Here is a 775-nt window from a genome sequence, read left to right as displayed (position 1 = left end):
GACTGGTGTTGCCGGAGGCGTCGGTGGCCGTGGCATTGACCACGGTGCCGTTGGCCAGCGGCGTGCCTGGTGTGAAGCTCCAGTTGCCGCTGCCGTCGGCGGTGACCTGCCCGATCGGGTTGCCATTGCCGTCGGTCAGGGTCACGGTAGCGCCCGGCTCGGCGGTGCCGCTGAGGGTCGTACCGTTGCTCGGATCGACGGTGGGCGTGGCCGGCGCGACGGCATCCACGGTAACGCTGGCCGGCGGGCTGCTATTGCCGGCGGCATCCCTGGCCACCACGTTGACCACGGTACCGTCCGGCAGCGGGGTGGACGGCGTGAAAGACCAGTTGCCGTTGGCATCGGCGGTGGTCTGGCCGATCGGGTTGCCATTGCCGTCGGTCAGGGTCACGCTGCTGCCCGGTTCGGCAGTCCCGCTGAGTTCGCTGCCGTTGCTCGGCTCGACCACCGGCGCGCTCGGCGCCACGCCGTCGACGGTGATGGAGGTCGCCGGGCTGCTGTTGCCGGCGGCGTCCCTGGCCACCACATTGACCACGGTGCCATCCGGCAGTTGGCTACCGGGCGTGAAGCTCCAGTTGCCGTTGGCATCGGCGCTGGTCTGGCCGATCGGATTGCCATTGCCGTCGGTGATCACGATGGTCACGCCCGCTTCCGCCGTACCGCTGAGGACGCTGCCATTGCTGGCATTGACCTGGGGCGCGTCGGGGAAGTCGGGGGCTTCGGCGGTGACCGGGGTGCTGCTGTTGCCGGCCGGGTCGGTAACGATCACCGTCAC

Annotated in this window: 1 protein-coding gene; it reads right to left on the bottom strand. The window is 69.8% G+C overall.

Annotated features, from left to right (window positions below; translation table 11 throughout):
• Nucleotides 1–775 (bottom strand): Ig-like domain-containing protein (locus tag HMPREF2886_RS35055; RefSeq protein ID WP_256562554.1); only part of this gene is annotated, 775 nt, incomplete at both ends.

The sequence above is a fragment of the Pseudomonas sp. HMSC066A08 genome (assembly GCF_001813025.1).
GTDB classification, from domain to species: domain Bacteria; phylum Pseudomonadota; class Gammaproteobacteria; order Pseudomonadales; family Pseudomonadaceae; genus Pseudomonas; species Pseudomonas aeruginosa.
This window is presented reverse-complemented; position numbering and strand designations above follow the sequence as displayed.